We start from the raw sequence: 25,598 nt of genomic DNA, 5'->3' as shown, positions 1-25,598 counted from the left end.
CCCAAGGGAGTGACCATGGAACACACCGTCACGACGATGCCGGCGGCGCGTCAGTCCGGCTGTCCCTTCGACCCGCCCAAGGAGCTGATCGAGGCGCGCGAGCACGGCCCGATCAGCCGCTATCCCTTCCCGGACGGGCACCAGGGCTGGCTGGTCACCGGCTACGACCTGGTCCGGTCGGTCCTGGCCGACCCGCGGTTCAGCTCGCGCAAGGAGTTCATGCGCCATCACCCGACCATCGACATGGGCGACTTCGAGGTCCCGCCGGCGCCTCCCGGTGAGTTCCTGCTGATGGACGACCCCGCGCACAGCCGCTACCGCAAACCGCTGGTGGGCAAGTTCACCGTACGGCGGATGCGGCTGCTGACCGAGCGCGTCGAGCAGGTCACCGCCGAGCACCTGGACGCCATGGAGAAGGCCGGGCCGTCGGCCGACCTGGTGACCGCGTTCGCCAAACCCATCCCCGCCATCGTCATCTGCGAGCTGCTGGGCGTGCCGTACGAGGACCGGGGCTCCTTCCAGGACAACATCGACAAGTTCCTCGGCGGGGAGGTCGGCGACGAGGAGCTGATCGCGGCCTACACCGCGACCCAGCAGTACCTCGCCGAGCTGGTGGCCGCCAAGCGCGCCGATCCCACCGACGACGTGCTCAGCGACCTGCTCGACAGCGACCTCACCGACGAGGAGCTGCAGGGGATGGCCCTGATCCTGCTGTCGGCCGGGTTCGACACCACCGCGAACATGCTCGCGCTGGGCACCTTCGCCCTGCTGCAGAACCCGGAGCAGCTGGCCGCGCTGCGCGCCGACCCCACGCTCACCGACGGGGCCGTGGAGGAGCTGATGCGGTACCTGACCGTCGCCAAGATGTTCATGAGGACGGCGCTGGAGGACGTCGAGCTGGGCGGCCGGACCATCAAGGCCGGCACCACGGTCATCCTGTCCTACAACACCGCCAACCGTGACCCCGAGCGCTTCACCGACCCCCACACGCTCGACCTGCGCAGGCAGGACGGCGGCCACCTGGCCTTCGGCCACGGCATCCACCAGTGCCTGGGCCAGCAGCTGGCCCGCGTCGAGATGCGGGTCGCCTTCCCGGCCCTGCTCAACCGCTTCCCCACCCTGCGCCTGGCCGTACCGGCCGAAGAGGTCGCCCTGCGCCCGGAGGCCGCCGACATCTACGGAGTCAAGAGCCTCCCGGTCACCTGGGACGCGTGAGCTTCGGGAGTTCCGTGACGTCGCCGGACCTGGAGGTGTCGTAGCCGCCCAGCGCGGAGATCCTGTCGCGCAGGGCCCGCGTGCGCAGCGCGGCGATGAGATGAGCAGCCGGGTCGAGGGCGTTCCTGAGCAGCCCGATGTCGAAGTCCTCCCAGGCCAGGGGGATGAACTCGAGGTCCAGGCCGGTCGCGGCGGCGCGGACGCCGAGGCCGGCGTCGACGGTGCCGGTCGCGACCGCCAGGCCGACCTCGAGATGGGTGCCGACCTGCGGGCCCCGGAGGCTGTCGGGGTCGTGACCGGCGTCGAGGAGCAGCCGGTCCAGCAGGATGCGGGTCCCGGTGCCCGGGGGCCGGGTGCAGATCCGTCGCCCGGCGAGGTCGGCGATGCCGGTGATGCGGCGGGGGTTGCCCGGCAGCACGATCAGCCCTTGCTCGCGCCGCCAGAGGTGGATCAGGTGCGGTTCCAGGCCGCGTAGCATGCCGAGCGCGAAAGGCGCGTTGTAGACGCCGGTGTGGTGCAGCAGGTGGATCGCGGCGCCGTCCGCGTGACCCTGGCGCACCGCACCGAGGCCGGCGACGCTGCCCTCGCGCGTGACGATGCGCAGCTTTCCGTGCAGCGCGCCGGCGAGGAGGTCGAGGGCGGGATCGTCGCTGCCGGCGAGGGTGAAGACGGAGTCCTCGTGCAGGAACCGCCGGGCGGTGAGCGCGGCGCCGGGGGCCACGCGCGCACGGCGACGCTCGGCCAGTTCGAGCACGCCGGCGTCGGCCAGCCGGCGCTGCGCCCGGCTGACGGTGGAGGCGGTGGTGGCCCACTGCTGGGCGAGTTCGCGAACCCCCGGCAGCTCGTCTCCAGGATGGAGCGTCCCCGCGCTGATCCGCTGGGCGAGGTCGGTGCAAATTTCCCGATATCGGGTCACGTTTCCACAACCTACCCTTGCACTGTTCTGAAGTAGCACAGATAGGGTCACAGCCATGCGGAGAAGGCTCGTGATCGTTTTCGCGTCAGCGGTGGCCTTACTGGCCGGCTGTGGAACCGGCGAACCTGCGTCAACCCCCTCGGCGGAGAAGTCGCTGATCCTGGCCACCACGACCAGCACCCAGGACAGCGGACTGCTCGACGAACTGCTGCCGGTGTTCACCCGCGACAGCGGCTGGCAGGTCAAGACGGTGGCGGTCGGCAGCGGGCAGGCCATCGAGATGGGCCGTCGCGGCGAGGCGGACGCGCTGCTGGTGCATTCCCCCGCGGCGGAGGAGAAGTTCGTGGCCGAGGGCGGCGCCGGCTCGCGACGGCTGGTCATGCACAACGACTTCGTGCTGCTCGGCCCCAAGGCCGACCCGGCCGACATACGCGGCACGACCAGCGCGGAGGCGGTGAAGAAGATCGCGGCCGCAGAGGCGGTGTTCGTCTCCCGGGGCGACGAGTCGGGTACGCACGCCAAGGAGCAGGGCCTCTGGTCCACGGCAGGGGTGACCCCGGGCGGATCCTGGTATCAGTCCACCGGCCAGGGCATGGGCGCGACCCTGCGGGTCGCCAGTGAGAAGGCCGCCTACACCCTGTCGGACCGGGCCACCTATCTCACCCAGCGCGGCACCCTGGCGCTGGAAGTGCTCAGCGAGGGTGATGCGGGCCTGCTGAACGTCTACCACGTCATCGAGATCACCAAGAAGGCAGGCGATCGGGTACGGCCCGACGGCGCGAAGGCGTTCGCCGACTGGATTGTCGCCCCGCCCGCGCAGCGGCTCATCGGCGAGTTCGGGAAAGCGAAGTTCGGCCGGCCGTTGTTCACCCCGGACGCCGGCGCGGACGAAGCCACGCTGGGTCAGTGAGCACGACTCGATGGACGTGCTGCTCGACGGGCTGATGGACGCGATCGGACTGCTGGTCTCCGGGGATCAGGACAGCTGGGCGATCATCGCGCTGACCCTGCGGGTCTCGCTGACCGCGACCGCGATCGCCCTGCTGGTGGGCTTGCCGCTGGGCGCGATCGTGGCGCTGGCACGCTTCCCGGGCCGGCGGATCGTCCTGGCGGCGGCCAACACGGGGATGGGCCTGCCGCCGGTGGTGGTCGGCCTGTTCGTCACCGTGCTGCTGTGGCGCAGCGGGCCGCTGGGCGGGCTCGGCCTGCTCTACACCCCGACCGCGATGATCATCGCTCAGGCGGCGATCGCCACCCCGATCGTGGTCGCCCTGGTCGCGGCCGCACTGCAACAGGTCGATCCCGACTTCCGGGTGCAGATGCGGGCCTTGGGAGCGACGCCGGTCCGGGCGTTCGCGGCGTTGCTGGGTGAGGCCAGATTGCCGCTGCTGGCCGGGGCGATGGCCGCGTTCGGCGCCGTGGTGAGTGAGGTCGGGGCCGCGCAGATGGTCGGGGGCAACCTGGCAGGACAGACCCGGGTGCTGACCACCGCCGCGGTGCTGGCCACCAGCCAGGGCCGGTTCGCGCTGTCGATCGCGTTCGGCCTGATCCTGCTGCTGATCGCGTTCGGGGTGAACCTGTCGCTGACCCTGATCCAGCAGCGGGGGACAGTGACACGGTGAGTGACGCGGTGAGCGCCGGGATCGGCTGCCGGGACCTGCGCGTGCACGCCGGCGGCAGGGAGCTGCTCAGCGTGCCGGCGTTGTCCGTCGCGGCGGGACGCACGCTGGCCGTGCTGGGCCCCAACGGCGCCGGCAAGTCCACTCTGCTGCGCGCGCTGGGCCTGCTCAGCGACCACCGGGTCAGCGGGCAGATCTTGCTCGACGGGCGTCCCGCGACGCGGTCACTGATGCGCCACGCGCTCGCGGCCGTGCTGCAACGGCCGATCCTGCGCCGTGGCACGGTGGCCGACAACGTGATCAGTGGACTGCGCTTCCGCGGTTTGAGCCGCCGCGAGGCCCGTACCGAGGCATGGCCGTGGATCGAGGCGCTCGGCCTCGGACCTCTCGTCGGCCGGGACGCCCGCAGCCTGTCCATCGGCGAGGCGCAGCGGGTGAGCATCACCCGCGCGCTCGCGGTCGGGCCCCGGGTGCTGCTGCTCGACGAGCCGTTCAGCGGGCTGGACGGCACCACCCGCGCCGACCTGCTCGCCGACCTGCGCGCCGCGCTGACCGGGCGGCCCACCGCCACGATCCTGGTCACCCACGACCGGCAGGAGGCCCTCGCCCTGGCCGAGGACACCGCGCTGCTGATCGACGGGCGGATCCGCCAGCACGGCACGACCGCCGAGGTGCTGGACCACCCCAGCGACACCGACACGGCCCGGCTGCTCGGCTACACCAACCTCCTGCCGCCATCCCTGACCGGCCGCGCGCACACCCTCGTGGCGCGGCCCGAGCACACCCGGCTCGTCCTCGATCCCTCGGACGACCCCTCGGACGGCCGCCCAGACCCCGTCGATGACGTACGGCCGGTGATCGGGACGCTGCGCCGGACGGTCGCGCTCGGCAGCGTCACCCGTGTCGACGTCGACACCCGCACCGGCCCGCTGACCTGCCTGCACGCCGGTGACGTGCTCGCCACCGAGCTGCCCCCGATCGGCAGCGAGGTCCACGTCAGGATCCGGCACGCGCGGTCGTTGACCACCGCCGCTGAGCCGGGCCGCCCGGCTGGGCGGCCGGCCCTGTCGTGAGCGCGTTCCAAGGTGTGGCCTACCATGCGGGCATGCAGACTGCTGCGGGCGTCGTCCTGGCGGGCGGGCGCTCCACGCGGATGGGGCAGCCGAAGGCCTGGCTGGAGTGGCACGGTTCGACCTTGCTGTATCGGGCCGCCGCGGTTCTCGCCAGGACGGTCGACGGTCCGGTCGTCGTGGTGGCCGCCCCCGGGCAGGAGCTCCCGCCGCTGCCCTCGGGAGTCTCGGTGGTCGAGGATCCCGTGGAGGGACTGGGCCCCATGCAGGGGCTGGCCGTGGGGCTCGCGGCGGTGGCCGACCGGGCCGAGACGGCGTTCGTGTGCTCCACCGACATGCCGTTCCTGCATCCGGCCTTCGTCCGCCGTGTCCTGCGCGCCCTGCCCCCCGGAACGGACGTCGCGTTGCCGGTGGCCCGGGGCTTCCGGCAGCCGCTGGCCGCCGGCTACCGGACCGCCCTGGCCGGACTGATCACCGACCTCCTGGCCGCGGGCGACCTCCGGCCGGGCATGATCTTCAAGCACTGTGCGGTGGCCCGGCTGAGCGACGAGGAGCTGCTGGCGGACGCCGAGCTCGCCCGGCACGACCCGACGCTGGAGTCCGTGGTGAACGTCAACTCCCCGGACGACTACGCGGAAGCCCGGGACCGGTTGCCGCCGGAGGTGACGGTGGAGTGTTTCGGCGCGCTGGCGAGGAACGGCGGCCATCGGCCGCGCGGGGTCCGGGCCGCCACGCTCGGGGCGGCGGCCGCCTCGGCCGGGCTGGCCCTGAACCGTCACGTGGTGGCCGCGCTCAACGGCGACCAGGTCACCCGGGACGAGTCGTTGCCGCTGGTGGCCGGGGACACTGTCGCCTTCCTGTCCGCGGACGCCGGCGGTTGAGGTCGTAAGGTCGGGACATGGTGCCTGGTGGATTCTTCGGACGCGCGCTCCTCGTAGATGTCGTCGGCAAGCAGGCGAGCAGCGCCCCCTACGAGCTGAACGAGCAGGTGTTGCGGTCCTACCTGGGAGGAGTGGGCCTCGGCACGTGGTTGATGCACCGGCTGGCGCCCCCCGGGGTCGATCCCCTGGCTCCGGAGGCGCCGCTGGCCTTCGTCTTCTCCTCGCTGGTCGGCACCCCGTTGACGACCAGCGCGAAGTTCGCGGTGGTGGCCAAGTCGCCGCTGACCGGACTGCTGACCGACGCCCTCGCCTCCAGCCAGTTCGCCATCGCCGGCAAGCTGACCGGGCATGACGCGATCGTGATCCGCGGCCGTGCCGACGAGCTCTCGGTGCTGCTGATCGACGGCGACGGCGTACGTCTCGAACCGGCTCCCGAGCTCGCCGGGCTGAGCGCGGCCGAGGCGGAGACCGCGGCGAAGGAGCGGTTCGGCCGCACCTGGCGCACCGCGGCCATCGGCCCGGCGGGTGAGCGCCAGGTCAGCTACGCGACCATCAGCCATGACGGCCGCCACGCCGGCCGGGGCGGCCTGGGCGCGACGATGGGTGCCAAGAACATCAAGGCCGTGCTGGTCAGGGCGGCGACGAAGGTGTCGGTCGCGGACCAGCCCGGGGTCCTCGCCGCCGCCCGGGACCTGCGCCGGCGCAGTTTCGGCCCGGCCACCGCGAAATACCGGGAGCTGGGCACGCTGGCCAACCTGCTGGCCTTCAACGCCGTCAGCACCCTGCCCACCCGCAACTTCACCGCGGCGACCTTCGAGGGCGCGTCCCGGCTGGCCGCCGAGGAGCTGCACGAGCTGCGCGGGGTGGCGCGCAACAGCTGCGCGTCGTGCTCCATCGGCTGCGAGCACATCTACTCGCGCAAGGGCGGCGGCAGCCAGCGGATGGAGTACGAAAACGTCTTCGCGCTCGGCCCGCTGTGCGGCGTGTCCGACCCGGACGAGGTGTTCGCCGCCAGCGCGCGCTGTGACGAGCTGGGCATCGACACCATCTCGGCGGGCGGCACCATCGCGTGGGCGATGGAGTGCGTCGAACGCGGTCTGCTCGACGAGCCGTGGCTGCGGTTCGGCGACGGCGCGGCGCTGTTACGGGCGCTGGACGCGATCGGGGAGCGGTCGCCGGGCCTGGGGGAGCTGCTCGCGCAGGGCTCACGCCGGGCCGCCGGCGTGGTCGGGCACGCCTCGATCGACTTCGCGCCGCAGGTCAAGGGGCTGGAGCTGCCCGGTTACGAGCCGCGCAGCCTGCAGGCGATGGCGCTCGGGCTCGCGGTGAACGCCAGGGGAGCCGACCACAACCGGTCCGGCGCCTACGAGGCCGATCTGTCGGGTGAGCTCGACCGGCTGGCCGGCGGCGCGGCCCATGTCGCCGCGGCGGTCGACACCGAGGACCGCGCCGCGGTCATGGACTCGATGATTCTCTGCAAGTTCCTGCGCGGCGTCTTCGACGACCCCTTCACCGAGTGGGCCAAGCTGCTCACGCTGGTCACCGGCTGGCCGCTGGACGCCGCCGAGCTGCGGGACACCGCCCGGCGGATCGTCCAGGCCAAGCGCGCGTTCAACATGCGCGAGGGGGCCACCGCGGCCGACGACACGCTGCCGGCCCGGATGCTGGAAACGCCGCTGGAGCTCGGCTCCGGCCGTAGCGCGTCGCTGGACGCGGGCCGCCTGCAGTCGATGATCGCCGGTTACTACGTCGTGCGCGGACTGGACGAGGAAGGGCGCGTCACCGCGGCCGACCTCGCCGGTCTGCTGCTCGACGCGTAGAGCGCCATGTGGTGGAAGGGTGACGGCCAGGTCTTGCAAAAGGGACAAATTGCAGTGCAATACTGTATGCCGTATTCTGTATGCTACTTCACTGCTCGGCTGATGAGGTTGAGATGACGATGCTCGGCGAGCCTGAGACGGCCGTACGGACTGTGACTGTCGAGATCGATGGGCGTGCTGTTATCGTCCCGGACGGCACCAGCATTTACGATGCCGCGAAACTGGTAGATGTAGACATTCCGGTGTTGTGTCACAACGAGCGCTATGACCCCGTCGGGGTCTGCCGCATGTGCGTGGTGGACACGGGTGGGCGGGCCTTCGCCGCCGCGTGCGTGCGCCCCTGCGAGGAAGGCATGCAGGTCAAGACCAGCACCCCCGAGCTGGAGCGTAACCGGGCCACCCTGACCGAGCTGCTGATCTCCGACCAGCCACCGCGCGCCGAGGATCCGAAACAGACGACCACCGGCGACAACCTGCTCCTCGACCTCGCCGATCGGTTCGACGTGGCCAAGGAGACGACCGACCTGCCGTGCGGCTCGGGCCGGGGCCTGGACATCTCCAACCCGGTGATCGCGGTCGACCACGACGCGTGCATCCTCTGCGACCGCTGCGTCCGCGCGTGTGACGACATCCAGGGCAACGACGTCATCGGCCGCTCGGGCAAGGGCTACTCGACCAAGATCGCCTTCGACCTCGACGACCCGATGGGCGCCAGCTCCTGCGTGACCTGCGGTGAGTGCGTGCAGGCCTGTCCCACCGGCGCCCTGACCAACAAGGCGATCAACGACATCCCCATCCGGCCCCGCGAGGAGCTGGACGCGGTCGACAGCGTGTGTCCGTACTGCGGCGTCGGCTGTGCTCTCACCTACTACGTCGACCGGTCGCGCGGCGCGATCGCGTACGCGGAAGGCCGCGACCAGCCGGGCTCGCAGAGCCGGCTGTGCGTCAAGGGCCGGTACGGCTGGGACTACGCGGCGTCGCCGCAGCGCCTGACCGTGCCCCTGATCCGGGTCGAGTCGTCCTACCCCAAGGGCCCGCTGTCGGCTGATGTGCGCGGCGACCGCGGCGCCGGTGGCGCCGGTGGCCGCAGCGCCAAGCTGAGCAAGAACGGCAAGGACGGCCGGCGCAAGCCCGGTGGCCTGGTCGACTACGACGAGGTGCTGCCGCACTTCCGCGAGGCCACCTGGGAGGAGGCGCTCGACCTCGTCGCCCGGCGGCTCAAGGAGATCCACGCGGAGCAGGGCGCCGGCGCCATCGCGGGCTTCGGCTCCGCCAAGTGCTCCAACGAGGAGGCGTACCTCTTCCAGAAGCTGATCCGGGCCGGCTTCGGCACCAACAACGTCGACCACTGCACCCGGCTCTGCCACGCCTCGTCGGTGACCGCGCTGTTCGAGGGCGTCGGCTCCGGCGCGGTGTCGACCACGTACGGCGACGTCGCCAACGCCGAGGTCGTGATCATCACCGGGTCGAACCCGACGGCGAACCACCCCGTCGCCAGCTCCTTCTTCAAGCAGGCCCGCCGGCGCGGCACGAAGATCATCTATGTCGACCCGCGCGCCAGCACCGTGTCCGAGCACGCCGACTATCACTGCCAGGTCAAACCCGGCACCGACGTGGCGTTCTACAACGCGATCATGCACGAGGTGATCCGGCTCAACCTGATCGACCTGGAGTTCATCAAGGCCCGGGTCTCCAACTTCGAGGAACTGGTCCGCACGGTCAACGAATACCCGCCGGAGCGCGCCGCGCAGATCACCGGCGTCGACGCGGACCTGATCCGGGAGGTCGCGCGGGTCTGGGGCGAGGCCAAGGCCGGCGTCATCTACTGGGGCATGGGCATCTCCCAGCACACCACCGGCACCGACAACGCCCGCTGCCTGATCGCGCTCTGCTCGATCACCGGCAACGTGGGCAGGCCGGGGACCGGACTGCACCCACTGCGCGGGCAGAACAACGTCCAGGGCGCCTCCGACGCCGGGCTGGTCCCCATGTTCTATCCCGACTACCAGGGCGTCGACCTGGACGGCACCCGCCGTCGGTTCGAGGAGGCCTGGGGCACGGAGCTCGACCCCAACCGCGGGCTCACCGTCACCGAGATCATCGGCTCGGTGCTCAAGCCCGGCGGCGTGCGCGGCATGTACATGCTGGGCGAGAACCCGTTCCTGTCCGACCCCAACATCAACAAGGTGCGCAAGGCGCTGTCGCAGCTGGACTTCCTGGTGGTGCAGGACATCTTCCTGACCGAGACCGCGGAGTTCGCCGACGTCATCCTGCCGGCGTCGTCCTACCTGGAGAAGGACGGGAGCTACACCAACACCGACCGCCGCGTGCAGCTGGGCCGCAAGGTGATGGACCCGCCGGGCCAGGCCCGGGTGGACTGTGAGATCATCCAGGATCTCGCCCAGCGGATCGGACTGGACTGGTCGTACTCCTCGCCCAGCGAGGTGTTCGACGAGATGGTCGCGCTCATGCCCTCGTACGCGAACCTGCGTCACGACAACCTCGGGCTGAGCGGGAAGCTCTACCCCAACGACGACCCCGAGCACTCCGACGGGACGGTGGTGCTGTTCGACGAGCGGTTCAACACCGACGACGGACTCGCCCACCTGGTCCCCGCGCAGTGGCTGCCGGCCAAGGAGCTGCCGGACGCGGAGTACCCGCTCGTGCTCAACACCGGCCGGCTGCTCGAACACTGGCACACCGGGTCGATGACCCGGCGATCGTTCGCGCTGGACACCATCGCGCCGATCGCCGAGGTGTACATGCACCCCAAGGACGCCGCCGAACGCGGGCTGACGCACGGCCAGAAGGCGCGGGTGCGGTCCCGGCGCGGGCACATCGAGCTGCAGGTACGCATCTCCCACCGCGAGCAGCTCGGCAACTGCTTCATCCCGTTCCATTTCCGGGAGGCGGCGGCGAACCTGCTGACGATCGACGAAATCGACCCCTACGGCAAGATCCCCGAGTTCAAGTTCTGCGCGATTCAGGTCGAGTCGTTGGGCGTGGCAGACGCGGAGCCCCTCAGCAGCATGGGAAGTGTCTAAATGACTCTGAGTTTCGAGCTGGGACGTCCCCGGGTGCCAGGTGTGGAGGCACGAGCCGGGAAGTTCCCCGGGCCGTCGCTGATCCCGGCGCTCAACGCCATCCAGGCGCGGCTGGGCTGGTTGCCGCGCGAGGATCTTGAGGAGCTGGCCCGCACCATGCGGCGGCCGCTCTACGAGATCGAGGGCCTCGTCTCGTTCTACCCGCACTTCCGTACGACTCCGCCCGCCAAGGTGGCCGTCAACGTCTGCCACGACCTGTCGTGCTGGCTGCGCTCCGCCGACGATCGGATCGCGGAGGTACGCGACCGCTACGGCGACGACACCGAGATCGAGCTCGTCGAGGTGTCCTGCCTGGGCCGCTGCGACGACGCCCCGGCGCTGGCCGTCAACGAGCACCCCGCGCCGGTCGCCGACGTCGACGCGCTCGTGGTCGCCGCGCGGGAGGAGGAGCTCGGCGAGGCGACGGTGACGCCCCGCGCCGAGCCGTGGCCGAACGACCCGTACCCGGGCGGTTCGGACGTCTCCACCCGGTACGCGAGCCTGCGCGCGCTGCTGGCCGGCGAGTTGAGCGCGGAGAGCGTGGTGGCCACGCTGGAAGCCTCCGGGCTACGGGGCATGGGCGGCGCGGGGTTCCCCACGGGCAGGAAGTGGGGCCTGGTCGCGTCCGCGGAGCCGGGCAGCGTCAAATACGCGATCTGCAACGCCGACGAGTCCGAGCCGGGCACGTTCAAGGACCGTCAGATCCTCACCGACCAGCCGCACCTGGTGATCGAGGGCCTTCTGCTCGGCATGGCCGTGGTCGGGGCCGAGCAGGGCTGGATCTTCATCAGGCACGAGTACGGTCCCGAGGAGCGGGTGCTGCGCGCGGAGATCGCGGCACTGCGCGAGGCGGGCCTGATCGGCGAGAACGCCTGCGGCAGCGGCCGCCGCCTGGATCTCGACATCTTCGTCTCGCCCGGCGGCTACATCCTCGGCGAGGAGACCGCGCTGCTGGAGTGCATGGAGGGCCACCGCGGCGAGCCGCGCAACAAGCCGCCCTTCCCGGGCAACTACGGGCTGCACGGCCGCCCCACGTTGATCAACTCGGTGGAGACCTTCGCCGACGTGCCGGTGATCCTGCAGCGCGGCGCCGACTGGTGGGCCGAGCAGGGTGCGGGCGAGTCCATCGGATGGAAGTTCTTCGCCGTGTCCGGGCACGTGGAGAACCCCGGCGTGTACTGCGTGCCGATGGGCACCACGGTGCGCGCCCTGATCGACATCGCCGGCGGTGTGCTCGGCGGCGCCCAGGTCGGCGCCGTGCAGCCGGGCGGCGCGTCCTCCAACTTCATCGGCCCCGACAAGCTGGACCTGGCGCTGGACTTCGGGACGCTCGCCGAGGCCGGGACCATGCTCGGCTCCGGCGCCCTGGTGGTGCTCGCCGAGGGCACCGACCTGCTGGCCGCCTCGACGAACGTGCTGCGCTTCTTCCGCAACGAGTCGTGCGGCAAGTGCGTGCCCTGCCGGGTCGGCTCCACCAAGGCCCACGACGTGCTGCGCGGCGCACTGGACTCGGGGTCCGCCACCCTCGATGACGCGCAGCGGGGCCGGATCCTGCAGTTGGAGGAGACCATGCGCAAGACGTCGATCTGCGGGCTCGGGCAGGTCGCCCTGGGCCCGGTGGTGTCCGTGCTCGGGCTGAACAAGGGCGCCACGGCCGCGCGTCCGCAGCCCCGGCCCGAAGGCTCGACGGAGCAACCGGACCGTTGACCGGCAAGGAGTTCTTCACCGCCCGTACCCTCGCCGAGGTCCGGTCCGGATTCCGGCCCGCGCGTCGCACGCCGGTGGAGCGCGTCCCGTTGTCCGCGGCGCTGCATCGGGTGCCCGCCGCGGACATCACGGCGCCCGCCGCCCTGCCCGGCTTCGCCCGGTCCACCGTGGACGGCTTCGCGGTCCGGGCGATGGACACCTACGGCGCGTCCGACGGGCTGCCGTCCTACCTCGAGCTGCTCGGGGCGGTGCGGATGGGCGCCGAGCCCATCGTGGCGGTCCGGGCCGGCGGATGCGTCGCGATGCCGACCGGGGGAGTGCTTCCGGCCGGCGCCGACGCGGTGGTCATGGTCGAGTACACCGCGGAGACGATGCCGGGCACGATCGAGGTGACCCGGCCCGTCGCACCGGGCGGCGGCCTCGTCCGCGCCGACGAGGACGTGGCCGCCGGGGGCGTCCTGGCGCCCGGCGGCCGGCCGTTGCGCGCCCCCGACCTGGGCTTCCTCGCCGCCGCCGGGGTGACCACGGTCGCCGTGCACCGCCGCCCCCGAGTGGCGATCATCTCCACCGGCGACGAGGTGGTGCCACCCGGCACCGTGGAGCTCGCCCCCGGGCAGGTGCGCGACGCCACCGCCTCCGCACTGGCGGGGCTGGTCGCCGACGCGGGCGGCGAGCCGGTGATCGCCGGCATCGTCCCGGACGAGCCGGGCGCGCTCAAGGACCGGCTGACCGCGGTCCTGGCCGAGTCCGACCTGGTGGTCGTGTCGGCGGGCTCGTCGGTCGGCGCGAGGGACGAGACGGCGGGCGCGGTCGCCGCCATCGGCGAGGTCTGGTGCCACGGGATCGCCATCAAGCCGGGCAAGCCCACGCTGCTGGCGGAGTGCTCCGGGATCCCGCTCATCGGGCTGCCGGGCAACCCGCTGTCCGCGTTGGTGGTGTTCGGGCAGGTCGGGGTACCGTTGCTGTGGCGCCTCGCCGGGTGCGAGGCCCCGCCACCGCAGCCGGGCACCCGCGCGCGGCTGTCGCGTGACCTGGCCTCGGCGGCGGGCCGGCTCGACGTGGTCCAGGTCCGGGTCCGGGACGGCGTGGCGGAGCCGCTCTTCGGCCCGTCGGCGCTGCTGTCGGTGCTGACCCGCGCCGACGGATACGTGATCGTGCCCGAACCGGCCACCGGGCTGGACGCGGGCACCGAGGTAGAGGTCGTCCTGTACCGATGAGCGCAGAAAGTCCCTTCGTCTCCGACGTCCCCGCGGCGCAGGCCCTCGCCGTCTGGCGTGAGGCCCGCGCCGCGGCGGGGTGCCCCGCCCGGGTCGGCCCGGTCCGGGTACCGGTGGCCGCTGCCGTGGGGCGGGTGACGGCCGAGCCGGTGTGGGCGCTGCGGTCCTCGCCCGCCTTCGACTCCGCCGCCATGGACGGCATCGCCGTACGCGCCGCCGACACCGTCGGCGCGGCCGAGACCAGCCCGGTGCTCCTCGCCGCCGGTGACTTCGACGTCGTCGACACCGGCGACCCGCTGCCCGACGGATACGACGCCGTGGTCATGCGTGAGCACGTGCACCGCACCCCCGACGGGGAGGCCGAGCTCCGCGCGGCCGTGCCGCCCTACCAGCACGTTCGCTCCATCGGGGAGGACATCAGCGCCGGCGAGCTGCTGCTCCCGGAAGGCCACCGGCTGCGCCCCGTCGACGTCGCCGCCTGCGCCGCGGCGGGAGCGGCCGAGCTCGGCGTCCGCCGCGCGCCGCGCGTGGTGATCGTGCCGACCGGCGACGAGATCCGCCCGATCGGCGCGGAGCTCGCCCCCGGCGACATCCTCGACACGAACTCGATGATGCTGGCCGCCCAGGCCCGGGAGGCCGGGTGCGAGGCCCGCGTCACCGAGATCGTCCCCGACGACCCCGAGGCCATCGCCGCGACGCTCCGCGAGGCCACCCGCGACGCCGATCTCGTCCTGCTCATCGCGGGCTCCAGCGCGGGGCGGGACGACTACACCGCCCGTGTGGTCGCCGAGGCCGGCGTCGTCGCGGTCCACGGCGTCGCCGTGCGCCCCGGCCATCCCGTCGTCCTCGGCGCGGTCGCGGCGACGCCCGTGATCGGCGTTCCCGGCTACCCGGTGTCGGCGGCGCTGACCTTCGACATCTTCGCCGCGCCGATGCTCGCCGAGCTGGAGGGCGCCGCGCCACGCGAACGCCCGTCGGCCACCGCGCACCTGGCCAGGAAGCTGCCGTCCGCCATCGGCATGGACGACTGGGTACGGGTGCGCCTCGGGCGGGTGGAGGACCGGCTCGTCGCCACCCCGCTGCCACGGGGCGCCGGCGTGCTCACCTCACTCGTCCGCGCCGACGGCCTGCTCGTCGTGCCCTCCGGGGTGGAGGGCCACCACGCCGGGGAGGAGGTCCGGGTCGAGCTGCTGCGCGGCCTGTCCGAGATCGGCCGGACCATCGTCGCGATCGGCTCGCACGACCTGGTGCTCGACCTCGCGGCCTCCGCCCTGCGCGCGGCGGACCCGCTGATCACGCTGGCGTCCTCGAACGTCGGCTCGCTGGGCGGCCTCGTGGCGCTGCGCGACGGCCTGTGCCACCTGGCCGGGTCGCACCTGCTGGACCCGGCCACCGGCGAGTACACGCTGCCGTACGTGGACAGGCTGCTGGGCGCGGACGCCGACATCGCCGTGGTCCGGCTGGTCCACCGCGACCAGGGGCTGCTCGTCGCTCCCGGCAACCCGCTCGACCTGGCCGGCATCAAGGACCTGACCAGGCCCGACCTGCGGTACGTGAACCGGCAGCGCGGCGCCGGCACGCGGGCCCTGCTGGACCACGAACTGGCCGGCCTCGGCATCGACCCGAGCGAGATAGCCGGTTACTCCCGCGAGGAGCACACCCACCTGGCGGTGGCGGCGGCGGTGGCCGCGGGGCGCGCGGACACCGGCCTGGGGATTCTCGCCGCCGCCCGGGCCTTCGGTCTCGACTTCGTCCCGGTGGCCCAGGAGCCGTACGACCTGGTGATGCGTACCGGCGCGCTGTCGGAGGAGTCGCTGGCTCCGCTGTGGGCACTCCTGGAGCGACCGGACTTCCGGGCCGAGGTGGAGGCGCTGGGCGGCTACTCCTGCGCCGAGACGGGACGCCGCATTCGCTGACCCGAGCGCAGGACGGGGGCATTGCCCGCGCTTAAATCGTTAGTTAACTTTCTTGTATGAAAATGCGCCTCTCCGCTGCGCTCGCCCTGACCGCGGCCGCCCTCGTCGCCTCATCCACGGTCGCTTCCCCCGCCCTGGCCACCTCCACCGCCTACGTCAAGCAGGCCAGCTACGGCTGGCCCGACCAGTGCCAATGGTTCGGCAACCAAGGCCAGGTCAACCACACCTGGAGCTCGTACTACTGCGAGACCGTCATCCCGACCAACTGGACCTCGCCCGGCCTCTATCACCTGTGGGTGCAGTCCTGACATGGCGTCTCTCCCGGTTCCGGGGGCCGGGGGACCCTGGGCGGCCCAGGCGTACCTCTGGGCAGGGGAAGGCGCGGCGGGGGCCAGGGTCCCGTTCGCCCGCTCCGGCTCAATCGCGCGGTCGCGTGTTGAGTCGTGCGGCCTGTCGCATGAGGTGCTCGCATTCGGCGAGGCTGGGGGCCGATCGGGCGGCTTCGGCGTAGAGCCGGGCCGCGGTCGCCGGGTCGCCGTCGCGCTCGTGCAGGTACGCTGCGACGGCGGTGTGGCGGGGCAGGGCCGGGTCGAGCTCCGCCAGGGCGGCCAGGCCGGCTCGCGGGCCGTCGGCCTCGCCGACGGCGACGGCCCGGTTGAGGCGGGCCACCGGGCTGCCGGTGAGGCGCACCAGTTCGTCGTACCACTCGACGATCTGCACCCAGTCGGTCTCCTCGGCCGTCCGGGCGTCGGCGTGGAGCGCGGCGATGGCGGCCTGGGCCTGGAACTCGCCCAGGCGGTCGCGGGCGAGGGCCGCCTGGAGCACGTCCACGCCCTCGGCGATCATGCGGGTGTCCCACAGGCCGCGGTCCTGCTCGGCCAGGGGCACGAGCCGGCCGCCGGGGCCCATCCGTGCCGGACGCCGCGCGTGGTGCAGCAGCATGAGCGCGAGCAGGCCCGCGACCTCCTCATGGTCGATCTCGGCCGCCAGCCGGCGAGTGAGCCGGATCGCCTCGCCGGCGAGGTCGACGTCGCCGGAGTAGCCCTCGTTGAAGACCAGGTAGAGCACGCGCAACACCGTGGCGACGTCACCTGGCTGGTCGAACCGGACGCCCGAGACGGTCCGCTTGGCCCTGCTGATCCGCTGGGCCATGGTCGCCTCCGGCACGAGGTACGCCTGCGCGATCTGCCGTGTGGTCAGGCCGCCGACCGCGCGCAGCGTGAGCGCGACGGCCGACGCCGGTGTCAGGGACGGGTGGGCGCACAGGAAGTACAGCTGGAGCGTGTCGTCCACCGTCTCGCCCGGACCGGGCACGGGCTCGCCCTCGACGCGCGCCTCGCGATGCCGCCGGGAGGCGTCGGCGCGGGCGGCGTCGAGGAACTTGCGCCAGGCCACCGTGACCAGCCAGCCCTGGGGGTCCCGCGGCGGGTGGTCCGGCCACCCGCGCACGGCCTCGATCAGGGCTTCCTGTACGGCATCCTCGGCCGCCGCGAAGTCGGCTCCGCGACGGACGAGGATGCTGATCACGGTGGGGGTGAGGGACCGCAGGAGGGCCTCGTCCACCGTGTCACTCCGTGATGGTCGGGTGCGCGGTCAGGAACGGGCGCACCTCAAGCCACTCGTGGATCGGCTTCCCCCCCGCACCGGGCGCCGCGGACAGCTCGCCGGCCAGTTCGAGCGCCCGCTCGTAGGTCTCGACGTCGATCACCATCCAGCCGGCGATCAGGTCCTTGGTCTCCGCGAACGGGCCGTCGGTGATCGGCGGCCGCCCCTCGCCGTCATAGCGGACGAACGTGCCCTCCGGGGAGAGCGCCTGACCGTCGACGAACTCGCCGGTGGCCTCAAGCCGGTCGGCGAAGTCCTGCATGTACTGGACATGGGCCGAAACCTCCTCCGGCGTCCACCGGTCCATCGGCACGTCGTTGACCGCCGCCGGCGCGCCCCGGTAGTGCTTGAGCAACAGATACTTGGCCATCGTGTTCTCCTCGGTGCGGTACGGCCATTGTGGCCGTGTTCACCCCGGGGACGAAGCAAGGCGCGGGTTCTCGACATCCCGCCGGGACATTTTCCGGCGGATTTTCGAGGACCCGATCAACGGAACGCGGCCAGCGAGACCGGCTGCCATTTCCGCCAGGTGGCGAGCCGTTCCTCGTGCTCGGCCGCGACCGGCTCGTACGACTTGCCGAAGAAGATCCGTGCCGGTGGGTCGTCGGTGTCGGCCAGCTGCAGGATCGGTCCGCGCGTCGCCTTCGGGTCGCCCAGCTCCCACTCGACCTCGGTGGCCGCGCGGACCCCTGCGTAGTCGGGGTGTTCGGCGCTGGCGCGGAGGCTGCCGCCCCCGAAGTCGGTCGTGTACGGGCCCGGCTCCAGGCAGATCACGTCGATGCCGAAGTGTGCGACCTCCTTGCGCAGCGACTCCGACAGCCCTTCCACCGCCCACTTCGAGGCGTGGTAGGCGCCGATGCCAGGGTAGGCCCGGACGCCGCCCTCGCTGGTGACCTGGATGATCCGGCCGTGGCCCTGCGCGCGCAGCACGGGCAGGACCGCCTGCGTCACCCACAGCGTGCCGAAGAAGTTGGCCTCCAGCTGGGCGCGGATCTCGGCCTCGGTCAGCTCCTCGACCATGCCGAAGTGACCGTACCCCGCGTTGTTGACCACCACGTCCAGCGTGCCGAAGTGCTCGGCCGCCTGGCGCACGGTGGCGAACACGGCCGTGCGGTCGGTGACGTCGAGCCGCAGGGGAAGCACGGCGGCGCCGTACTTCTCGATGAGGGGATGCAGGTGGTCGAGGTCGCGTGCGGTGGCGGCGACCCGGTCGCCCCGATCGAGGGCGGCCTCCGCCCACTCGCGGCCGAACCCCTTCGATGTGCCGGTGATGAACCATGTCTTGGACATCGTCTTCATCTCTCTCCAGTCGATACCTGCCACCATAACAGTAGTACGGAATGTATTTATTTCATGAGTGGTACTCTTGCCGCATGGAGGGTCGGCGAGATCGGAAGAAGCGGCAGACGCGCGAACGGGTCCAGACGGCGGCGCTGGAGCTGTTCACGTCACACGGCTACCGCAAGACCACGATCGCGGCGATCGCCGAGCACGCCGACGTCGCGACACGGACCGTCACCCTGCACTTCCCCACCAAGGAAGAGCTGCTGTTCGCCGACGACCCGTTCGCCCCTGAGGCGCTGGCCGCCCGCCTCGACACCCGGCCCGGCGCCGCTCTCGACGCCTTCGGCGAGTGGATGCGCGACACGATGCACGCCCTCGACGAGCGCGACGCCCAGCGGGGCCGGAGGCCGGGCGAGACGTGGTCCCTGCGCACCAAGCGCGCCAGGCTGATCGCCGAGGACGAGGACCTCCGTGGCCGCGCCCGCGCGAGCTACTACGAGTTGGAGCAGCTGATCGCCGCCGCCATCGGCAAGGACCTGGGCCTGCCGTCCGACGCGCTGGCCCCGCGCCTGGCCGCCTACACCGTGGTGGGCGGCCTACGCGAGCTCTACATGACCCACGAGGCCCGTCACCGCTCGACCTCCACCGAAGAACTGCTCGCCCTGGTCGACCGCGTGCTCGACTTCGCCCGCGCGGGCCTGGCCACGCTCCGGACCAGATAGTCGGCCAACTCGGCCGGGCGTGACAGCATCGCCATGTGGCTGCCGGGCATCTCGTCCGGGACGATGCCGAGTCGCTCCTTCGCATGGCGGCGCACGAAGTCAGGGGTGAAGCAGCGGTCGTCGCGACAGAGCAGGTACCTCGTCGGGACGTCCGGCCAGGCGGCCAGCGGCCAGGGCTCGCGACCCGCCCGTTCCATGCTCATGTTCCCGGCGAGCGCGCCGTCGTGGGCCAGCACCCGCTCGGCCAGCTCGCGCGGGACGTCGTGCAGGTAGAGCTCGTAGTCGTCCTCGATGCCGGAGGAGGGCCGGCCGCTGCGTTCCCACCAGTCGTCCGGCGCCTCGCCAGGGCTCGGGATCATGGCGGTCAGCAGCACAAGCGCGGTGGCTCGGGTACGCGCGCAGACGAGCGGGCCCACGAAGCCGCCCCACGAATGAGCCACCACGACGAGGTCCTCGCGCTCGCCGACCGCTTGGACGACGGCATCCGCGTAGTCCCACAGTCCCGCCCGCGGGTCGGACATGGGCAGGTCCACCGCGACCGTGTCATGCCCACGGCCGCGGAGCTCGGCTTCGAGCAGGTGCCAGTCGTAGGCGCTCCCGCCGGCGCCGTGAATGAGGGCGAAGGTAGTCATGATGATGAGGACCGGCGGCGGCGCGAAAACTCATCGGTGAGTGCTCAGGCAACGGCACGCGGGCCGTGATCAGAGTACGGCCGCCCGAGCAAGTAGTAAGCCCCTTTTGGGTCTTGTGTAAGGTTCGCCGTCAATTTAGGCTGCGCCGCAAGTTAAGAAACTTTCCTAACCGGGTCAAGCGAGCGGTCCCGGGCCGCCGCCCTTGATCGTCCCCCCGAAGGATCGGAGTCGTTCGTGAGGCGAAGTGCAGGTGCGAGGATCTTCGCGGTCGTGGCCGCGCTGGTGGTGCCCCTGGTGGTGCCGTCCGGCGCGAGCGCGGTAGAGACGGGGCAGGCGGCGGCCGACTCACTGGTGTCCCAGGGCAGGACCGTGACGGCCTCCTCGGTCGAGGCCGCCGGCCTGGAGCCGGGCAAGGCGGTGGACGGCAGCACGTCCACGCGGTGGGCCAGCGCCGAAGGGGCGGACCCGCAGTGGATCCGGGTGGACCTCGGCTCCACGCACACCGTCTCCCGCGTGCGGTTGACCTGGGAGGTCGCCCACGCCACGGCGTACCGGGTGCAGACCTCGCCCGACGGATCCACCTGGAGCGACGTCTACTCCACCACCGCCGGCGACGGAGCGACCGACGACCTCACGGTCACCGGCACCGGCCGCTACGTGCGGGTGCACGGCACGCAACGCGGCACCCCGTACGGCTACTCCCTGTGGGAGATGGAGGTCTACGGCGCTCCCACGGGCGGCGGGGGCGGCGGCACCCCGGTCGAGGCCAACGGCCAGTTGCGGGTGTGCGGCATCAAGCTCTGCAACGAGAACGGCAAGCAGATCCAGCTGCGCGGCATGAGCAGCCACGGCATCCAGTGGTACGACCAGTGCCTCAACAACGGGTCACTCGACGCGCTGGCGACCGACTGGAAGGCCGACGTCCTGCGCATCTCGATGTACATCCAGGAGGGCGGGTACGAGACGGACCCCCGGCGGTTCACCGACCGGGTGCACTCCCTGATCGAGATGGCCACCGCCCGCGGGATGTACGCGATCGTGGACTGGCACATGCTCGACCCGGGTGACCCGATGTACAACCTCGGCCGGGCCAGGACGTTCTTCACCGAGATCGCCCAGCGGCACAACGGCAAGCGGAACGTCCTGTACGAGATCGCCAACGAGCCGAACGGCGACGCCGTCACCTGGTCCGTCATCCGCGACTACGCGCACCAGCTCATCCCGGTGATCCGGCAGCACGACCCCGACGCCCCGATCCTGGTCGGCACCCGCGCCTGGTCGTCGCTCGGCGTCTCCGGCGGCGGCGACGAGACCGAGATCGTCAACAACCCGGTCAACGCGGCCAACATCATGTACACGTTCCACTTCTACGCGGCCTCGCACGGCGCCGAGTACCTGAACACCCTGTCCCGCGCCGCCGACAGGTTGCCGATCTTCGTGACCGAGTTCGGCACCCAGACCTCGTCCGGCGACGGAGCCAACAACTTCGCCAGGTCGCAGCAGTACCTCGACCTGCTGGCACAGAAGAAGATCAGCTGGGTGAACTGGAACTTCTCCGACGACTTCCGCACGGGCGCCGTCTTCACCACCGGAACCTGCCCGAACGGCTCGTTCGCCGGGACGAGCCGCCTCAAGGAGGCCGGCGTCTGGATCCGCGACCGGATCCGCACCGCCGACGACTTCTGACCCGGAAGGGCAGCCGGCGCGGGCGTCCTCATCCGGGACGCTCGCGCCGGCTCGCGGCGATCGTGACGGTTCAGGTGGTCAGCCGGTGGCGGTGAACGCCGTCGCGTGGTCGCGGGCGAAGTCGGTCAGGTCGCGCGCGGGGCGGCCGAGGAGGCCGGCGACCGTGTCGGTGGTGAAATCGCCCCAACCGGAGACGTACGCCCGCGCGTACTCCTCCAGCATGTCGACGATCCAGGCCGGAACGCCGTACCCGAGCAGGGTCGCGCGCTTGGCGTCGTCGCTGACCGGCAGGTACGCGACGGACCTGCCGAGTGCGAGACTCAGCCGGCCCGCGACCTCGTCGAACGTCAGCGAGCGCGGGCCGGTGAGCGTGTAGGTCTCGCCATGGTGGCGATCCGGGCCGTCGAGGAGCACCCGGGCGGCGCACTCGGCGATGTCCCGTACGTCGATCATCCCGATCCGCGCCGAGGCCATGTTCGTGGCGAACGTGCCGGTGGCGGCGATGTCGCCCGCCTCGTTGAGCAGGTTCTGCATGAACCAGTGGGGACGCAGGATCGTCCAGCGCATGCCCGACCGTACGGTCTCCTGGTCGGACAGCGCGTGCAGCCTGCCGCTGCGGTTCGGCGCGTCGTGCGCCGCGCCGACGACGGACAGGCGCACGACGCGCTCCACCCCCGCCTGGCGCGCGGCCCACATGGCGTTCATGCTGTGCTCCGGAGCGCGCGGGCCGTTCGGGGTGAGCAGCCACAGGTCCTGTACGCCCGCGAAGGCGGGCGGCAGCGACCGGGCGTCATCGAGGTCACCGATGAAGACCTCGGCGTTCCGCTCACGCGTGCCGTCGGCTCTGGCCTCGTCACGGACGAGGGCACGAAGGACCACATCGGTCCCGTCCAGCGCGTTCATCAACGCGTTGGAGACGGTTCCGGTGGCTCCGGTGATCAGCACTGTTCGGGACACGATCGTTCTCCTTGAGGGTGCGCACATGGATCAGTTGGCCGAGGGGGCCGGCGCGGGGTCATCGCCTTGATGGACCGAGATCTTCGAGGGCTTCGCCGCCGCCCGGTTGACGGTGACGCGCTCCAGGAGCCAGAGCGCGACGGTCCCGGCCGAGAGGACGGCGCCCAGAAGGCACACCCCGGCCCAGCCGCCGTACACCCAGACGACCGAGGCCAGCGCGGAGCCCGCCGCGCCCCCGGCGAAGAAGGCGGTCAGAAAGGCGGAGTTGATCCGGTTACGGGCTTCGGGGCGGAGGGCGTAAAGGACGTTCTGACTGCTGTTGAGCACCGCCTGGTGCGCCAGATCCACCACGATCACGCCGACGAGCAGCCAGAGCAGCGAGTCCGCCCCGGCGGCGAGCGCCGGCCAGGACACCACCAGCAGGACCGTCCCGGCGCCGGTCACCGCCTGGACGCGCCCGCGGTCGGCCAGCCGCCCCGCCACCGTGGCGGTCAGCGCGCCCACGGCGCCGACCAGGCCGAACAGACCGACAGCCGACTCCGACCAGTCGTACGGCGAGCGCACCAGCAGGAAGGTCAGCGCCGTCCACAGCACGCTGAACGAGGCGAGGCTCAACGCGCCGATGGCGGCCCGCCACCGCAGCAGCGGCTCGTACCGGAACATCGCCAGCGTCGAGCGCAGCAGCCCGGGGTAGGACAGGCGGCCGTCGCCGTCGCCGCCGAGCCGGGGCAGGAAGATCCGCAGCAGCACGGCCATGAGCGCCATCAGGGCCGCGGTCACCCAGTAGACGGTCCGCCAGCCGCCCAGCTCCGACAGCGTTCCGGACGCGGTACGCGCCAGCAGCAGGCCGAGCATCAGCCCGGTCATCACCGTGCCGATCACCCGGCCGCGTTCGGCCGGGTCCGCCAGCGTCGCCGCGAGCGGCACCAGCACCTGCGCTCCGACCGAGGTCAGCCCGGTCAAAGCCGTACTGACCAGGAGCACCGTGCCGTTCGGGGCGACGGCGGACACCAGCAGGAACACCGCGGTCGCCGCGTAGAGCGACACCGCCAGCCGCCGCCGCTCCAGCAGGTCGCCGAGCGGCACCAGCAGGAGCAGCCCCACCGCGTACCCGACCTGCGCGGCCGTCACGACCAGCGCCGCCGACGACGGCCCGGCCCCCAGCTCCCGGCCGATCAGGTCGAGGAGCGGCTGCGCGAAATAGTTGCCCGCGACGGCCAGCCCGGTCGCCACCGACATGAGCAGGAGCAGCCCGCGCGGCACGCCGCCGTTCGTGTGAGGTTCCATCGCCGTCATGTCCTCAGCCTCGGGGACAGAGGATCAATGAGTCCAACACATGTTTGTCATCGAACCGATCGTGGATCACGATTGATCCATGGAGCTCCAGCAGATGCGTTACGTCGTCGCCGTCGCGGAGACGAGCAATTTCACCCGCGCCGCCGAGCAGTGCCTGGTCGTCCAGTCCGCGCTCAGCCACCAGATCGCCCGCCTGGAACGTGAGCTCGGCGCCAAGCTGTTCGACCGCACCAGCCGTCGCGTCCGGCTCACCGCCGCGGGCGAGGCGTTTCTCCCCGCGGCCCGCCAGGCGCTGGACGCCGCCGACCGGGCCCGCGCCGAGGTGGCGGCCGCCGCCGGCGAGATCCGCGGCCGGCTCGCCATCGGCGCCATCCCCACCGTCACGGCGGTCGATCTCCCGACCGCGCTGAAACAGTTCCGGCTGCGGCACCCGCAGGTACGGATCAGCCTCCGCTCGGGCGCCAGCGAGGAGCTGACCGAGCGGGTACGGCAGGGCTCCCTGGACGCCGCCTTCCTGGGGCTGCCCCTGGGCGTACGGCCCAAGGGCGTCCACGGCCGCGAGCTGGCGCGCGGCGACCTCGTCGCCATCGTGGCGCCCGACCACCCACTGGTCGACCAGGAACACGTGAACCTCCGCCGGCTGGCGGACGAGCCGTTCGTCGACTTCCCCGCGGGCACCGCCGCGCGGGCCCAGTCGGACGACGCGTTCGCGGCGGCCGGAGTCCGGCGCGAGGTCGCCTTCGAAGTCACCGCCCCCGACTTCATGGCCGGCCTGATCCGCCAGGGCCTGGCCATCGGCATGCTGCCGGCCGCCTTCGCCGCCGGGCTCCCCGGGCTGCCCAGCATCCGCCTCAGCGACGCTCCGGCCCGCGTGGAGCACCTCATCTGGAGCCGCTTCCGCCCCTCTCCCGCCGCCGCGGCCTTCCTGTCCACGCTGGGCATCTCGACAGCCCCCGACTAAGGCCCTCCACCTGCGGCTCTAGGCAGACGTTGGGAAGGGCGTTAGGGCCCTGCTCTTAGCATGATGCCGATTCCGCGTTCGAGGGAGTTCTACGGGGATGGCTCTGGGGAATGTGATTCACGCTGCCGTTGTCATGGCCGAATCGGCAATAAAGGAAAGGAGCCCGGGGGAGATATTCCTGACTGAACCTGCCGGTCGTCGTTGCGCGGCTCTGGCCGTTGTCGCCGCCTATTTGCACCGCACGTCGAAGCTTTCCGAGATCGTGTTCCGTGCGGATTCCGAGGACGCCAAGACGTCCCTGCCTTTTTCGGTACGGGTCCACGGCGAGGAGACACTGGACGACCTGGCTCAGCGCGTGGCCGAGAAATGGTACGCGGCCACCGGGATGGCGCCCGATGCGCTGGATCGGCAGCGGATCTCCCTGCATGCCGACGCCGAGCTGAGCGGGCTGACCGCGTTCGTGTGGCGGTTGGAGCGGGGCGTCCGGGTGGCGGCCCTGGATCTTGCTCCCGCCACGGTGGTGGAGGCATTCGAGGCCCAGGTACGGAGGTCCGCCGACGCGATCGCGCTGTCCGGCGAGGGTGCCGAGTGGTCGTATGCCGAGTTGAACGCGCACGCCGACGAACTGGCCGCCCGGCTGATCGCCGCCGGGGTCACCATCGAGACGCCGGTGGCGATGTTGATGGAGCGTTCGCCGCAGGTGATCGTGGCTTCCTTGGCGGTGCTCAAGGCCGGCGGGGTTTATGTGCCGCTGCATCCGAGTTTCCCCGCCGAGCGCATGCGCTGGGTCCTTACCCATGCTCAGGCGCCGCTTCTGCTGACCGATCCGGTGATGCGGGAGCGGGCGGCTGAGCTGGGCGTGCCCTTGATGCTGGTCGACGCTCGGGAGGAGCGCACCGAGCCGGTTCCGGTTCTGAAGACCGCGCGTGTCGATCAGCTGGCTTATGTGATGTTCACGTCGGGGTCGACCGGTGTTCCGAAGGGGGTGGCTGTCACTCATGCTGATGTGGT

General features: G+C 71.6%; 22 protein-coding genes. 15 read left to right on the top strand and 7 right to left on the bottom strand.

All coding sequences use genetic code 11. The features are described 5' to 3' along the window. Positions 1-15: 15 nt before the first annotated feature. Positions 16-1,215 (top strand): cytochrome P450, encoded by a 1,200-nt coding sequence (locus ACTMTF_RS47975; protein ID WP_441116779.1) that lies wholly within the window; start codon positions 16-18, stop codon positions 1,213-1,215. Here ACTMTF_RS47975 and ACTMTF_RS47970 read toward each other — a convergent pair. Next, positions 1,199-2,131: a substrate-binding domain-containing protein gene (locus tag ACTMTF_RS47970; protein ID WP_441116778.1), complete on the bottom strand. Its 933-nt coding sequence runs from the start codon at positions 2,129-2,131 to the stop codon at positions 1,199-1,201. The two genes, ACTMTF_RS47975 and ACTMTF_RS47970, sit on opposite strands and share 17 nt — an antisense overlap. Before the next feature lie 55 nt (positions 2,132-2,186). Between ACTMTF_RS47970 and ACTMTF_RS47965 the strand changes: the two genes are divergently transcribed. The 10 genes from ACTMTF_RS47965 (at position 2,187) to ACTMTF_RS47920 (ending at position 15,752) form a co-directional block, all read left to right on the top strand. After that, on the top strand, positions 2,187-3,041 hold the full coding sequence (locus tag ACTMTF_RS47965; RefSeq protein WP_441116777.1) for a substrate-binding domain-containing protein: 855 nt from the start codon (positions 2,187-2,189) through the stop codon (positions 3,039-3,041). A 10-nt stretch (positions 3,042-3,051) separates the two neighbouring features. After that, positions 3,052-3,753, top strand: a complete 702-nt coding sequence (locus ACTMTF_RS47960; protein WP_441116776.1) for an ABC transporter permease — start codon at positions 3,052-3,054, stop codon at positions 3,751-3,753. After that, positions 3,750-4,823, top strand: coding sequence for an ABC transporter ATP-binding protein (locus ACTMTF_RS47955; protein ID WP_441116774.1), 1,074 nt, complete (start codon positions 3,750-3,752; stop codon positions 4,821-4,823). Before ACTMTF_RS47960 ends, ACTMTF_RS47955 begins: the two co-directional genes overlap by 4 nt. A 32-nt stretch (positions 4,824-4,855) precedes the next feature. Then, positions 4,856-5,701, top strand: coding sequence for an NTP transferase domain-containing protein (locus ACTMTF_RS47950; protein WP_441116773.1), 846 nt, complete (start codon positions 4,856-4,858; stop codon positions 5,699-5,701). A gap of 17 nt (positions 5,702-5,718) precedes the next feature. Further along, a complete protein-coding gene (locus tag ACTMTF_RS47945) occupies positions 5,719-7,521 on the top strand; it encodes an aldehyde ferredoxin oxidoreductase family protein (RefSeq protein WP_441116771.1) in 1,803 nt (600 codons plus the stop codon). Between the two features lie 80 nt (positions 7,522-7,601). Beyond that, on the top strand, positions 7,602-10,565 hold the full coding sequence (gene fdhF, locus ACTMTF_RS47940; RefSeq protein ID WP_441116770.1) for a formate dehydrogenase subunit alpha: 2,964 nt from the start codon (positions 7,602-7,604) through the stop codon (positions 10,563-10,565). Continuing rightward, positions 10,566-12,311 (top strand): NAD(P)H-dependent oxidoreductase subunit E, encoded by a 1,746-nt coding sequence (locus ACTMTF_RS47935; protein WP_441116769.1) that lies wholly within the window; start codon positions 10,566-10,568, stop codon positions 12,309-12,311. It abuts the gene before it with no gap. Further along, positions 12,308-13,528: a molybdopterin molybdotransferase MoeA gene (locus tag ACTMTF_RS47930; RefSeq protein ID WP_441116767.1), complete on the top strand. Its 1,221-nt coding sequence runs from the start codon at positions 12,308-12,310 to the stop codon at positions 13,526-13,528. Before ACTMTF_RS47935 ends, ACTMTF_RS47930 begins: the two co-directional genes overlap by 4 nt. Then, a complete protein-coding gene (locus ACTMTF_RS47925; protein ID WP_397011474.1) occupies positions 13,525-15,444 on the top strand; it encodes a molybdopterin biosynthesis protein in 1,920 nt (639 codons plus the stop codon). The genes ACTMTF_RS47930 and ACTMTF_RS47925 overlap by 4 nt, the downstream gene beginning before the upstream one ends. Before the next feature lie 56 nt (positions 15,445-15,500). Then, complete coding sequence (locus ACTMTF_RS47920; protein ID WP_441116765.1) at positions 15,501-15,752, top strand: hypothetical protein; 252 nt, start codon at positions 15,501-15,503, stop codon at positions 15,750-15,752. 109 nt (positions 15,753-15,861) lie between these two features. On the opposite strand, the gene ACTMTF_RS47915 is transcribed toward ACTMTF_RS47920, so the two are convergent. From ACTMTF_RS47915 to ACTMTF_RS47905, 3 genes are all read right to left on the bottom strand, one after another. Next, complete coding sequence (locus ACTMTF_RS47915) at positions 15,862-17,007, bottom strand: RNA polymerase sigma factor (protein WP_441116764.1); 1,146 nt, start codon at positions 17,005-17,007, stop codon at positions 15,862-15,864. Positions 17,008-17,011: 4 nt separating this feature from the next. Beyond that, positions 17,012-17,419, bottom strand: a complete 408-nt coding sequence (locus tag ACTMTF_RS47910; protein ID WP_397011468.1) for a YciI family protein — start codon at positions 17,417-17,419, stop codon at positions 17,012-17,014. Between the two features lie 116 nt (positions 17,420-17,535). Next, positions 17,536-18,339: an SDR family NAD(P)-dependent oxidoreductase gene (locus ACTMTF_RS47905; protein ID WP_441116763.1), complete on the bottom strand. Its 804-nt coding sequence runs from the start codon at positions 18,337-18,339 to the stop codon at positions 17,536-17,538. Positions 18,340-18,422: 83 nt separating this feature from the next. Here ACTMTF_RS47905 and ACTMTF_RS47900 point away from each other — a divergent pair, with 83 nt between their 5' ends. Next, positions 18,423-19,055: a TetR/AcrR family transcriptional regulator gene (locus ACTMTF_RS47900; RefSeq protein WP_441116761.1), complete on the top strand. Its 633-nt coding sequence runs from the start codon at positions 18,423-18,425 to the stop codon at positions 19,053-19,055. Here the strand turns inward: ACTMTF_RS47900 and ACTMTF_RS47895 are convergent. Beyond that, complete coding sequence (locus ACTMTF_RS47895) at positions 18,962-19,687, bottom strand: alpha/beta fold hydrolase (protein WP_441116759.1); 726 nt, start codon at positions 19,685-19,687, stop codon at positions 18,962-18,964. The genes ACTMTF_RS47900 and ACTMTF_RS47895 overlap by 94 nt on opposite strands. Positions 19,688-19,921: 234 nt before the next feature. On the opposite strand from ACTMTF_RS47895, the gene ACTMTF_RS47890 reads away from it, so the two are divergent. Next, complete coding sequence (locus ACTMTF_RS47890) at positions 19,922-21,373, top strand: cellulase family glycosylhydrolase (protein ID WP_441116758.1); 1,452 nt, start codon at positions 19,922-19,924, stop codon at positions 21,371-21,373. 78 nt (positions 21,374-21,451) lie between these two features. On the opposite strand, the gene ACTMTF_RS47885 is transcribed toward ACTMTF_RS47890, so the two are convergent. Together ACTMTF_RS47885 and ACTMTF_RS47880 are read right to left on the bottom strand one after the other, a co-directional pair. Beyond that, positions 21,452-22,330 (bottom strand): SDR family oxidoreductase, encoded by an 879-nt coding sequence (locus ACTMTF_RS47885; RefSeq protein WP_441116757.1) that lies wholly within the window; start codon positions 22,328-22,330, stop codon positions 21,452-21,454. A gap of 30 nt (positions 22,331-22,360) precedes the next feature. Further along, the gene (locus ACTMTF_RS47880) at positions 22,361-23,617 is read right to left on the bottom strand and encodes an MFS transporter (protein ID WP_441116756.1); all 1,257 of its coding nucleotides are present in this window, start codon (positions 23,615-23,617) and stop codon (positions 22,361-22,363) included. A gap of 88 nt (positions 23,618-23,705) precedes the next feature. Here ACTMTF_RS47880 and ACTMTF_RS47875 point away from each other — a divergent pair, with 88 nt between their 5' ends. Continuing rightward, positions 23,706-24,587, top strand: a complete 882-nt coding sequence (locus ACTMTF_RS47875; RefSeq protein WP_441116755.1) for a LysR family transcriptional regulator — start codon at positions 23,706-23,708, stop codon at positions 24,585-24,587. A gap of 97 nt (positions 24,588-24,684) precedes the next feature. Next, a partial coding sequence (locus tag ACTMTF_RS47870) for an AMP-binding protein (RefSeq protein ID WP_441116754.1) occupies positions 24,685-25,598 on the top strand: 914 nt, incomplete at its 3' end.

It is taken from the genome of Nonomuraea sp. ZG12, assembly GCF_052068115.1.
Classification (GTDB): domain Bacteria; phylum Actinomycetota; class Actinomycetes; order Streptosporangiales; family Streptosporangiaceae; genus Nonomuraea.
The sequence above is the reverse complement of the archived record's forward strand: the minus strand, read 5'-3'. Positions and strand labels throughout refer to the sequence as shown.

Excerpts from the sequence above, each read along its gene's own strand:
- fdhF (WP_441116770.1), top strand. The coding sequence starts at position 7,602 with ATGCTACTTCACTGCTCGGCTGATGAGGTTGAGATGACGATGCTCGGC.
- ACTMTF_RS47965 (WP_441116777.1), top strand. The coding sequence starts at position 2,187 with ATGCGGAGAAGGCTCGTGATCGTTTTCGCGTCAGCGGTGGCCTTACTG.
- ACTMTF_RS47910 (WP_397011468.1), bottom strand. The coding sequence starts at position 17,419 with ATGGCCAAGTATCTGTTGCTCAAGCACTACCGGGGCGCGCCGGCGGCG.
- ACTMTF_RS47880 (WP_441116756.1), bottom strand. The coding sequence starts at position 23,617 with ATGGAACCTCACACGAACGGCGGCGTGCCGCGCGGGCTGCTCCTGCTC.
- ACTMTF_RS47920 (WP_441116765.1), top strand. The coding sequence starts at position 15,501 with ATGAAAATGCGCCTCTCCGCTGCGCTCGCCCTGACCGCGGCCGCCCTC.
- ACTMTF_RS47975 (WP_441116779.1), top strand. The coding sequence starts at position 16 with ATGGAACACACCGTCACGACGATGCCGGCGGCGCGTCAGTCCGGCTGT.
- ACTMTF_RS47875 (WP_441116755.1), top strand. The coding sequence starts at position 23,706 with ATGGAGCTCCAGCAGATGCGTTACGTCGTCGCCGTCGCGGAGACGAGC.
- ACTMTF_RS47950 (WP_441116773.1), top strand. The coding sequence starts at position 4,856 with ATGCAGACTGCTGCGGGCGTCGTCCTGGCGGGCGGGCGCTCCACGCGG.
- ACTMTF_RS47905 (WP_441116763.1), bottom strand. The coding sequence starts at position 18,339 with ATGTCCAAGACATGGTTCATCACCGGCACATCGAAGGGGTTCGGCCGC.
- ACTMTF_RS47935 (WP_441116769.1), top strand. The coding sequence starts at position 10,566 with ATGACTCTGAGTTTCGAGCTGGGACGTCCCCGGGTGCCAGGTGTGGAG.
- ACTMTF_RS47900 (WP_441116761.1), top strand. The coding sequence starts at position 18,423 with ATGGAGGGTCGGCGAGATCGGAAGAAGCGGCAGACGCGCGAACGGGTC.
- ACTMTF_RS47960 (WP_441116776.1), top strand. The coding sequence starts at position 3,052 with ATGGACGTGCTGCTCGACGGGCTGATGGACGCGATCGGACTGCTGGTC.
- ACTMTF_RS47925 (WP_397011474.1), top strand. The coding sequence starts at position 13,525 with ATGAGCGCAGAAAGTCCCTTCGTCTCCGACGTCCCCGCGGCGCAGGCC.
- ACTMTF_RS47945 (WP_441116771.1), top strand. The coding sequence starts at position 5,719 with ATGGTGCCTGGTGGATTCTTCGGACGCGCGCTCCTCGTAGATGTCGTC.
- ACTMTF_RS47895 (WP_441116759.1), bottom strand. The coding sequence starts at position 19,687 with ATGACTACCTTCGCCCTCATTCACGGCGCCGGCGGGAGCGCCTACGAC.